The 10,568-nt window shown below is 64.4% G+C and carries 10 protein-coding genes; 2 read left to right on the top strand and 8 right to left on the bottom strand.

Annotated features, from left to right (window positions below):
- Positions 1-37: 37 nt before the first annotated feature.
- Together ABFE16_03370 and ABFE16_03365 are read right to left on the bottom strand one after the other, a co-directional pair.
- Positions 38-1,141 carry a hypothetical protein gene (locus tag ABFE16_03370; protein ID MEN6344315.1) on the bottom strand — a complete coding sequence of 368 codons (1,104 nt, stop codon included), beginning with the start codon at positions 1,139-1,141 and terminating at the stop codon, positions 38-40.
- Between the two features lie 102 nt (positions 1,142-1,243).
- Positions 1,244-3,253, bottom strand: coding sequence for a DUF6785 family protein (locus tag ABFE16_03365; GenBank protein ID MEN6344314.1), 2,010 nt, complete (start codon positions 3,251-3,253; stop codon positions 1,244-1,246).
- Between the two features lie 216 nt (positions 3,254-3,469).
- Between ABFE16_03365 and ABFE16_03360 the strand changes: the two genes are divergently transcribed.
- Together ABFE16_03360 and ABFE16_03355 are read left to right on the top strand one after the other, a co-directional pair.
- Positions 3,470-4,726: a DegT/DnrJ/EryC1/StrS family aminotransferase gene (locus ABFE16_03360; GenBank protein MEN6344313.1), complete on the top strand. Its 1,257-nt coding sequence runs from the start codon at positions 3,470-3,472 to the stop codon at positions 4,724-4,726.
- Positions 4,727-4,766: 40 nt separating this feature from the next.
- Positions 4,767-4,946, top strand: coding sequence for a hypothetical protein (locus ABFE16_03355; protein MEN6344312.1), 180 nt, complete (start codon positions 4,767-4,769; stop codon positions 4,944-4,946).
- A gap of 47 nt (positions 4,947-4,993) precedes the next feature.
- Here the strand turns inward: ABFE16_03355 and ABFE16_03350 are convergent, their stop codons facing one another.
- The 6 genes from ABFE16_03350 to ABFE16_03325 form a co-directional block, all read right to left on the bottom strand.
- Entirely contained in the window at positions 4,994-6,988 is a 1,995-nt protein-coding gene (locus ABFE16_03350; GenBank protein ID MEN6344311.1) for a hypothetical protein, read from the bottom strand.
- 306 nt (positions 6,989-7,294) lie between these two features.
- Positions 7,295-7,687, bottom strand: coding sequence for a 30S ribosomal protein S9 (gene rpsI / locus ABFE16_03345; GenBank protein MEN6344310.1), 393 nt, complete (start codon positions 7,685-7,687; stop codon positions 7,295-7,297).
- 79 nt (positions 7,688-7,766) lie between these two features.
- Entirely contained in the window at positions 7,767-8,195 is a 429-nt protein-coding gene (gene rplM, locus ABFE16_03340) for a 50S ribosomal protein L13 (GenBank protein ID MEN6344309.1), read from the bottom strand.
- Between the two features lie 114 nt (positions 8,196-8,309).
- Positions 8,310-9,047: a tRNA pseudouridine(38-40) synthase TruA gene (truA, locus tag ABFE16_03335; protein ID MEN6344308.1), complete on the bottom strand. Its 738-nt coding sequence runs from the start codon at positions 9,045-9,047 to the stop codon at positions 8,310-8,312.
- Between the two features lie 49 nt (positions 9,048-9,096).
- The gene (rplQ, locus tag ABFE16_03330; GenBank protein MEN6344307.1) at positions 9,097-9,450 is read right to left on the bottom strand and encodes a 50S ribosomal protein L17; all 354 of its coding nucleotides are present in this window, start codon (positions 9,448-9,450) and stop codon (positions 9,097-9,099) included.
- A gap of 39 nt (positions 9,451-9,489) precedes the next feature.
- Positions 9,490-10,470 carry a DNA-directed RNA polymerase subunit alpha gene (locus ABFE16_03325; protein ID MEN6344306.1) on the bottom strand — a complete coding sequence of 327 codons (981 nt, stop codon included), beginning with the start codon at positions 10,468-10,470 and terminating at the stop codon, positions 9,490-9,492.
- Positions 10,471-10,568: the final 98 nt, after the last annotated feature.

Raw genomic sequence — 10,568 nt, 5'->3', positions numbered from 1 at the left:
GTCTCCCCGGAAGATGTGCGTCGTGCCGAGTCGGCGCTCACTCGCGCTCTGAGCTGACACGCGGAGTGACTAGGAAGGGCAGCGTCAGACGCTTGTCCACCCAGATCGGGATGTCCACGCGCACTCGCACACACCAATCCATCTTCACGTAGCGCCCCTCGAAGCTCACCGGACCGGAGTCCGGCACCGTCACCTCATAGGTGTGCTCAGCGACCTGACCGGCGGCGAAGTCCCCTTCGTGGATCTGCTGCTCGGCAAAGACCACTACCTCCTCCGCCGTCCCTGAGCCGTGAAGGTGGCAGCAAACCTGCGCCAGCACGCCCCGGCAGTGGAGGTCGCCGTCCGTCCGCACCCGCAGACTCAGGCGCAGTCTCTCCCCTACTGCGGCCGCCGGAAGACCATGCAGCGTCGGCCCTTCGTAGCCCCGCAGCTCCGCCGTCACTGTCCCCACTTGGCCCAGGCCCGTCGGCGCGGTCACTGCCTCAGACCACCGGACTGGGATTCCTGTCCCCGCAGCACGTTCGGTGTCGGCACCCGGGGCGAAGCACGGCGCAACGCTCAGCGGAAGCGCCTCGTGCAGATCGGGGCAGATGCCCGGCATAGGCACGCGCAGCAGGACCCTCCACTCGATGGAGTTGTTGTGCCCGGCAAAGGAGGGGATAGCGTCGGCCGGGATCGTTAGCCTCTGGCGGATTTCCAGGGCCTCACCGTGGGTGTAGCGACGGCCTTCAGGGAGATCAACGGGCTGCTCGAAGAGGGTCTGGCGATAGTGACTGTCGCTCGAGCCGCCGCGACTGATGGCATGCTCCTGGCAGCGCAAAACCACCTGGCCTCGGCCAATCCTCAGGTCACGCTTCGGCAGGACCATCGCCCGGAAGTCGAAGCTGTCGCCCAGCTTCACCGAGGTGGGTACGGGCTCGACACGCACCTCATAGTAGCTGTCGGCGACCTTCTGGCGCAGATACACCCACGCCACGATCACCGGCACGAGCATGACCGCGGCCAGCACGAGGATCGCTGTGATGAAACTGTGGGAGACCAGGTAGGCAACGATCGCGGCAATGAAGGCGATTGCCAGCCCTACTCCGAAGCATCCCATGGCTATCTGGCGAACGAACGGAGGGTCGGATTCCGGTCTCACGGCAGGCCTCCTCTCGTCCTGACCGGGTCCCGCACTACGAGCTTCGGGACCCTTCGTGGTCTTCGGTCGGTTGAGGGCAAGGCCGGTCTGCCTCGCGGGCTCCTAACCACCCATGTTGAGGTAGTACCGTTTGGAGATCGCCGGGTCGATGAAGTAGTTGATGACGATGCGCCACAGGAAGCCGCCGAGCAGCATGTGTCCGAAGGCCATGCCCAGGAAGAGCGGCACGTACCGCCGGTACATCTTCAGGCCACCGTAGCGCAGGAACAGGCGCTGGGCCAGCCAGGCCAGGAAGAACGGGAACCAGTACGGGGTGTTGTCGCCGTACAGGGTCGCCAGGAGGAAGCCCAGCGGGTGCAGCGGGAAGTTCGTGATCCGGGTGCGCGCCACGGTGAGCAGGCTCGTGAACACAAACCCTCCCGCGTAGAAGCCGATGCGTGTGACGTCCGGACCGGTCGGCCGGTCGATGGCAGCGCGGATGACGCCATACTCGGCTCGCGACCAGTTGAAGCCCCAGCTAATGCTCTGCTCGCCTGAGCGGCTCCCAATCAGGATCTGCCCCAGTTTGTAGCCCACGTCCAGATGGTACCAGAACGTGATGCACAGCGCGATCGCGCACACCGCCAGCATGAGCCCGGCGAAATGGCTGCGCTTGGCCTCGGCGTGGTGGGCAAGCTGGAACCCGTCAAGGAAGTACTGGCCGACCTGGTGCGGATAGGCGGCGCGCCCGATCCAGAACAGGATACCGAACAGGCCCAGTTGCTTCTCACCGCCAAAGCCCCGCAGGGCCCGCGTCCCCAGGATGTGCATCGGCATCTGCTGATCGTACCCGTAGGGATGGCACCACGCCACCGGTGGGCCCGCCTCAGCTCGGACACGCCCGGCCACGATCACAAACACGAACATCGACAGGAAGAAGGCGATCGCAGGGCCGGGGCTCAGCCCAGCCTGCGCCCAGAACACGATCATGCCCACGGTCCCCGCCAGCAGCCCAAAGACGAGCCAGCGGTAGGGCAAGGGCTCGTTCTTCTCTCCTCCGTAACGGACCTGTCTCCACACCTCGGCCAAGTGGGGGCGGGCAACCAGTACATAGAAAGCCACCAGGGCGATGGACCCGCCGCTGCTGACCTCCTGGAAGAAGGGGAACCCAGCCGCCCGATAGCCCATGCTGAGCCCGAAGACCTTCACCATCTTCATCAGCAGGTAGCAGACCCAACTGGAGCACAGGATCTCACCCGAGATCAGGTACGCGAGGCCCCAGATCTCCAGGGAGAACCCGAGCGTCAGCGGGCTCAGGTAAGCCAGCCACCCCTCCCGCAGATACGGGTCGAGCGGGACATAGCGCTGAATCCCCGGCACGCCGGGGAAGTAGGCATGCAGGATGTTGAGGGCATTGTAGCCGGCCGCAATCGAGAAGCCAACCCACATGAGGGGATTGCGGAAGAAGCCCCTGGTGTACCCCTCGCTCGCAGTCCCCCCCGTGATCTCCAGGGGTATGAACAGCAGCGGATAGGTCAGTCGCTCCTTCTCCGACCACTGCCTGCGGAACAGCGACACCAGGCACATCACGGTGAAGACCATCATCATCTGGAACAGGAACCAGTATGACAAAGGGGTCTTCCAGGCCTCCCACGGGATGTGGCCGGTCGCCGAGCCCTCCATCCACCGCTTGATGACCATCTCGTCCTTCGGCACCATCCAGTCGGGGTACTGCTCGAAGATCGCGCCCCACTTGTTGGCGTCGGTGGCGAAGTACTGGCCACTGGTCAGGTAGTGGATGACGTAGCCGCCACGCTCCATCGGCAGAGAAATGCAGGTGGCTGCATAGATGAAGAACAGCTCCGCGCGCGTCAAGGGGCGGATGTGACGACGCAGCCACGCGCAGCGTTGGAGCAGCACGTTGAACCCCTGCAGGAGCAGGAGTAGAAAGAAGGGCTGCACCGGTGGCGAGGTGTACGGTACCCAGTTGATACGTACGAAGCCCGGCTTGGTGGTGAGCAGATAGATCGCAAAGGTAAAGACGACTGCGAGAACTGCTGCGCGGAAGGTCAGGCTTTGTAGCGTCTCTTCGTGCGGGTTCTGCTGACTGTGAGTGTCCGGCGATCGAGTCATTACCTGGTGCCCATCCACATAGACTAGGCGAACCCTATTCCCCACCCGCTGCCGCCGCACCTTCCTGACCAAGACAAAACCGCAGAGAATCTTCCCGGCGCCGCATAATCCGAGGTGAGCCATGCTCAAAGACGGATCCGGGCCGGAAGGTATCCAGGGCCTCTCGACGAAGTACCCCGGCAGAGTCCTAGACCACCAGCACTAAGGGAGTATGCTATGTCAAAGCTTGCGGTTCACGGCGGACCCAAAGCGATCGACCGGCCGCTGGGGCTGCCCTGGCCCCAGTACGGAGACGAAGAGCGCGAGGCCCTGATGAGCGTCCTGGACTCCGGCAAGTGGTGGCGCGGCGCCTACACCGATGCCGCTGCTGCTCAGTCCTGGGTGTCGCGGTTTGAGGCTGCCTTCTCGGCCTACCAGGGCGCCAAGTACGCTGTTGCATGCACCAATGGCACACAGGCGATCGAGCTGGCCCTCAAGGCCGTCGGCATCAAACCCGGTGACGAGGTCATCGTGCCGGCGTCCACCTTCGTGGCCACCGCCACAGCCGTGGTGCTGGTCAACGCCATCCCAATCGTCGTCGACATCGAGCCCGCGACCTACCAGATGGACCCGGCCGCAGTCGAGGCAGCCATCGGCCCGCGAACCGCGGGGATACTGCCCGTTCACTACGGTGGCTACCCCTGCGATATGGACCGCCTGACCGACATCGCCCGCAGGCACGGCCTGTTCATCATCGAAGACTGTGCCCATGCCCACGGAACGCAGTGGCGTGGCAAGGGCGCCGGAACCTTCGGGGCCTTCGGCACCTTCAGCTTCCAGATGGGCAAGAACCTCACCTGTGGCGAAGGCGGCATGGTCCTCACCGATGACGAGGAGCTGGCAGCCAAGGCCTTCACCTTCCACCACATCGGCCGCATCGCCGGCCGCCCCTTCTACGAGCACCACATCGTCGCCAGCAACCTGCGGATGACCGAGTGGCAGGGCGCCATCGGCTACTGCCAGGCCCAGCGGATTCCGGAGCAGAACGAGCGCCGAAACGCCAACTTCCGCTATCTCGAGGACGGCCTGCGCGAGATCCCCGGCGTCGAGCCCATCGAGTGGGATCCGCAGATCGTGACCCGGCGCGGGTGCTACTTCTACCACTTCAAGTTCAACAGCGCCGAGTTCGAGGGGCTGCCTCGGAGCAAGTTCGTCGAGGCCATGGCTGCCGAGGGCCTGAGTATCGGGAGCGGGCACTTACACCCGATCCAGAAGAACCCGCTGTTCACCAACCGCGAGTTCGGCCCGGTCTGCTGGCCGGCCGGCATCGAGCCGCCGGACTACGCCAAGGTCGAGACGCCGGTAGCCGACCGCGTCCTGGCGGAGGAAGGCTGCTCTCTGGGCCACTCGCTCTTCCTCGGCGAGACCTCAGACATGGACCTGATCCTGAACGCGGTGCGGAAGGTCCGCGAGAACGTTGCCGAGCTGCTCTGAGGCACACCAGAGCGACGCTTGGCGCGGAGAGGTGCATGCTATGCGCTTGCTGCTCGTGGTGCTACTACTGGCAATGGTGTTCCTGGTCGTGGGGTGCGGCGGTGGCGACGGCCTGAGCTACGCTCCTCCTGGCTCCGGGAGCACAGACAAACCGCCCGCCGGCGGAGGTGGCAGTGGGCAGACGGATGACGGCTCAACCCCTCCGCCCTTGCCCTTCTAGCTGAACCTGGGCCGCCGGACTGGGTGCGTCGTCAGGGGTAGAGGCAGTCAATCACCCTTGGCACTCGCATCCGGTTCGGCGGTGGCCTTGGGTGGCGTCAGAGCGGCTTCCAGGGACTGCTTAGGCGTCCACAGGAAGGCTGGACTGTTCCAGAAGGACGCCGTCGCCTGGAGTGGCTGGTCGTTGAGCAGTCGGTCCATCACCTGCTCGCGACGGAGGTCCTCTATCAGGGTGAAGTGGTTCCCGTCTCCCCGCCGGTAGCTGTAGTCGATGGTGTGCACTTTCTGCGCCGTCGTCACGTAGGTCTTCTTCGGCTGCGGCTTGTTCCGATCCAGAACCGGGTTCGTCTCTCTCGGAATCGAGGTCCGCAGGATACCGGGCGCGTACTTCTGTGTGATCCGCGAGGTATCAAGCCAGCGGGCCACGTCCTGCGTGCTATCGAACTGGTCGCCGTTCCATATCTGGATGGCGAACCCCGCTCGCCAGTCGTCCATCGCCCGGGGCAGCCGGTACTCCTCCTGCCGGGCATAGATCGTCAGCGCCAGCGTGGCGTACTCCCCCTCCCCTTCCCACTCAAGCACCCCAGGCTTCCGCCGCGATGTGATGTCGACGCCCACGGGTCCACACTCCAGCAGCGTGATGGCGAGGTAGGCGCCGCCACGCTTCACCACCACCGTCCCCCTCGACCCCACAGCGATCGCGTCGCCCTGCCACAGGCTCCCCATCGCGTAGACTTCCTGGATCTCGCGTGCCGACCCCAGGTTGCCCTTGACGTAGGCCTGCATCCTCTGTGGCTCAACCCCCAGGTGGTCAAAGTTGAAGCTGCACAGGGCGAAGTTCGAACACTGCAGGGCGTTCACGTGGGCCGGCGTCCCGTAGGCCCGGAAGAAGGCCGTCGGCTGGTTCTCGTAGTGGGAGAAGGTTGCCAGCACAGGCACCGTGTTGGCGAGGCACCACCCCGTCATCGTGCCGAGGGTGTAGTTCGGATGCAGGTAGGTGTCGGTTGCGCAGGGCGAGTTGTTGTCGCCGTTGCAGGTCGTCTGGACCTGATAGGGCTTGAACACAGGCCGCACAAGCGCAGCGATGTCGGAGGGCGGACGGTAGGCTGAGAGGGCGATCGGCGCCGCATAGGGTCTGATGCCCCCGGTGAGTTTGCCGCCAAAGTTGCGGTAGATCAGTGCCGTCGCGATTCCTCGCCCGTCCATGATCTCCTCGGGGTAGGAGAAGTCGGAGGCACCGGCGACGGTCAGCGGATCCGGGTGTACACGCTGCGCGAAGTCCAGGTAGCACAGCCGGAGGGCCTGCTCAGCGACAGGCCGTGACGACTCGGGCATGCTCTCCCACAAACGCTCGAGAGCCATTATCCGCAGCACGTCGCCAGAGGGGCTCGGGGCCCAGAGGCGTCCTGAAGCGCCGACCTCCTTCAGCCACCGGGTCAGATGGATGTCTGCCGCGGCGACCTGCGTCGGGAGAGATGGATCGCCCAGCGCAGCAGCCATGCTCACGGCGGCCGCCAATCGCTGCAACTGCTCCTGGTCGCTCTCCTTCGTCCGCGGGTCCGGGTGCGAGACGGCCTTGAGGGCAAGGTCCAGTGCCGCCTTGACGCGGGCTGAGAGCGCCTCGCCTAGAGTCTCGGTCTGCGTCCTGTAGAGCCATGCAAGCTGAGGACCCATATGGTACACCGAGGTCCGCAGCGCCGTGGTAGCTGTGGGCTTCCACCGGAACAGCCCCTTCGTGGGACTCGTGGCCTGGGTGTCCTGCAGACTCAGGCACGCACCGATCACAGCCGACGCACGTGCCGTGTCCCCACCGGTTGCGAGGAGGGCTGTGGCGTAGGGGAGGCTGTACTCGGGGGCGTTCGGTTCTCCGGCGGGCTCGGTGACCATGAAGGTCCCGGCATCAAAGTGTGAATCGCCATAGCGCACTGTCTCGGCGAGAAGCTGCTCAGAGCGCTCCTCGGCCGCCCACAGCCCCGGAGATGTGACCGCCCCCGCGAGCAGGACGAGGGACAGCAGACCTAGACTACGAAGACTGGTGGGCATGAGCCGACATCACCTCAATGGCATCAGACGAGAAGGCAGTGCAGCACGGACCTAGCCGGCGGAAGTTGCCGCCGGTAGGTTTGACAGCCTGGGCAGTTGAGCGTTCCGACGTCCAGACCACTGTGCCGGTCCGCGCCGAGGCTGCATGAGACGGTAGGCCTGGACACCCGATCGGCAGAACCAGAAGGGCCGTCCGACCTTGCAGGGTCGGACGGCCCCGGACAATATGGGCACGATGCCACACTTCCGGGAGGCCCAGCGTCCTCAACCTCGCACCGTCACGAGCGGAGACGCAGGCAGCCTACCTTAGCGCTTCGAGAACTGCTTGCCACGGCGAGCGCGGCGGAAGCCGGCGTGCTTGCGCTCCTTGACGCGCGGGTCACGAGTGAGCAGCCCAGCAGAACCCAGCGGGGAACGCCTGGCCTCATCAGCCTGCACCAGAGCCTTGGCGATCCCGTGTCGGACCGCACCAGCCTGACCGGCGATGCCGCCACCCGCAACGTAGGCCTTCACGTCAAACTGCCCCATTGTCTCGGTGACGATGAAGGGCTGAAGGACCATCTGTTCCAACGCTGCGCGGTGAAGGTACTGCGTGGCGGTCTTCCCGTTGATGGTGATCTGACCGGCGCCGGGCATAATCCATACCCGTGCCACCGCGTCCTTGCGCTTACCGGTGCCGTAGTTTCTCTCCTGGTCCAAGTTCGGCGCCTCCCTGAGGAAGGATTACACCGGGCAAAGCCGCCCGTTGCGGCCCCCTGCGGCGAATCCACATGACATGTTAGATCTCGAGTGGTTTGGGCTGCTGCGCTGCGTGCGGATGCTCCGCGCCTGCGTAGACCTTGACCCGTGTTCCGAGCTGTCGGCCCAGCACTCCGTGCGGAAGCATGCCGCGCACGGCCTTCAGGATGACCTTCTCCGGGGCCCGACTCAGGAAGTGCCCGTAGTTCTCGGCCTTCAAATGGCCCGGGTAACCGGAGTGGCTGTAGCGCATCTTGTCGCGCAGCTTGTTGCCCGTCAGCTTGATCTTGCTTGCGTTCGTGATGACAACGAAGTCGCCACACGCCGCATGGGGCGTGAACTGCGGCCTGTGCTTACCCCGCAGGACCGCCGCGACCCGGGCTGCCAGACGTCCCAGTACAATGCCGTCCGCGTCGATATGCCACCACTCGGCGGGAACGTCTCCAGCTTTGGCGGACTTGGTCTTCAGATTGTCCATGGTCTAACCTCCGGATGTCGCCGGACCCCACAAGGTCGGCGGCGGGAACAACGTTGATGTCTCAGATCCCCTGGCCCGCGGGGTCGCCAGCGGTACGACGCACCCTCAGTAGTCAACTCGCACCAGGCACAACCCCTGCGGCGGAGCCGTTGGCCCTGCGACGGACCGATCCCGCGCTTCGAGTATCGGCGCAAGGGTCTCGGCGCCGAACCGCCCTACCCCCACCTCAACCAGGGTCCCAACGATGTTGCGAACCATCATATAAAGGAAACCCTCGGCCTCCGCCCGGATCTCTACTACGCCATCCCCAAACCGCTGGCAGTCCAGTCGCCACAGGCACCGCGTCTTCGTCCGGATGCACCCGCCGGTGGCCTCGAAGGACGTGAAGTCATGGGTGCCCAGCAGTTGCTCTGCAGCGACCTGCATACCCTCCAGGTCCAGGGGCCGCCTGATGTGCCATGCGTACCGACAGATGAAGGGCGATGGCGTCTCTCGGTTCAGGATCCGATAGCAGTACAGCTTACCGACGGCATCGTACCTGGGATGAAAAGCTGCGCTGACTTCCTCTGCCTCTGCTATGCTCACCGCGAGCGGCAGGGCGTCATTCGTAGCCCTCGCGAGTCTCCGAACCTCGATCGGGTTGTCCGTCTGGACCGTCACAACCTGCCCGATAGCATGGACACCCGCGTCTGTTCGGCTCGCCGAGGTGACGCGCGCTTCGTGCTGCAGGACCTTGCTTAGTGCCGCCTCAAGCACGCCCTGTACCGTGGGCCGGTCCGGCTGAACCTGAAAGCCCGCGTAGTCGGTACCGTCGTACTGCACGATCAGCTTGAGGTTGCGCATTTCCAGGTGCCATGTCGAAGGGAGCTTCTCCCCTCAACACCGCGTGCGACTAGTCCGTCAGTTCGAGAACAGCCATCGGAGCACCGTCACCGCGCCGATTGCCGGCGTGAGTGACGCGGGTGTAGCCGCCCGGCCGATCCTCGTAGCGCGGCGCAATCTGCGTGAACAGGTGGTGCACGACGTCCGGCTGATTCAGCTCAGCAATGCACAGCCGGCGTGCAGCGAGGTCGCCGCGCTTCGCCAGCGTGATGAGCTTCTCAGCGAACCGCGACGTCTCCTGTGCGGTCACAAGGGTCGTCTTGATCCGATTATGCCTGAACAGCGATCCGGCCTGGCTCCGCAGAAGCGCGAGGCGCTGATCCGTGGCCCTGCCCAGGCGCTTATGGTCTTTTCGATGTCGCATTTTCGTCTCCTTAGCTATCCACGGCGCAAGGCGCGGAGGCTACTCGAGGTCGTCGCTCTCGGGCTCTGCCAGTTTAAGGTCAAACTGCGCGAGCTTCTCGATGACCTCGTCCAGGGAACGCTTCCCGAAGTTGCGGATCGCCAGCAGCTCGGCCTCAGTGTGGCGAATCATCTCGCCAAGCGTGTTGATGGCTTCCTTCTTCAGGCAGTTGAAGGTGCGTACCGAGAAGTCAACGTCCTCGATCGGAGTGTCCAGCCAGCGGTTAACCTCGCCGCCGGCGACCTCACCGGCCGCAACCACACCCTCCTCGGCTTCGACAGCGCCCAGGAAGATTGAGATGTAGTTGTGCAGGATGCGAGCGGCCATCTGCAGGGAATCTTCCGGCAGAACCGTTCCGTTTCCCCACAGCTCGAGGATCAGACGGTCCAGATCGGTCCGGTGGCCCATGCGCGTCGGTTCTACCCCGTAGGAAGCTCGCTTGATCGGGGAGAAGAGTGCGTCGACAGGGATGATCCCTGCGCCACGTCGCGCACCTTCGCGCTCCTCCGTCGGCCTGTACCCCTGGCCGACTTCGACCCACAGCTCCACCTCGAGCCTCGCGTTAGGGTCGCTAAGCTCAGCAATGTGCAACTCTGGGTTCAGGATCTCCACGTCGGGCGGGCACACAATGTCCGCACCGATGACCTTCGTCTCGCCCGAGGCGTTGATGCGCAGGATGCGCTCCTCGTTCGCTGCGTCTGTCTGCTCTTCGCTGGGATGCACCTTGATCGCAAGCTCTTTGAGGTTCAGAACGATCTCCATCACGTCTTCAACCACACCGGGGATCGTGGAGAACTCGTGGAGAGCCCCATCAATGCGCACATCGGTGACGGCCGCGCCGTCAATATGCGAAAGCAGGACCCGGCGGAAGGCGTTGCCCAGGGTATTCCCGAAACCGCGCTCCAAGGGCTCGATCGCGAATTTCCCATACTTAGGGGACAGTTCCAGTGCAGTGATCTTCGGGTCCAACTCCCCTATCATTTATGCTGCTCCCTTAGGCGGTAGTCCGCCGTGTCTGACGGGGACTGCCCCGCCGAAAGTGCCCTCCAGCCACACCGAAGTACCAGCAGCGGCTGGAG

It is taken from the genome of Armatimonadia bacterium, from assembly GCA_039679385.1.
Lineage (GTDB): Bacteria > Armatimonadota > Zipacnadia > Zipacnadales > JABUFB01 > JAJFTQ01.
This window is presented reverse-complemented; position numbering and strand designations above follow the sequence as displayed.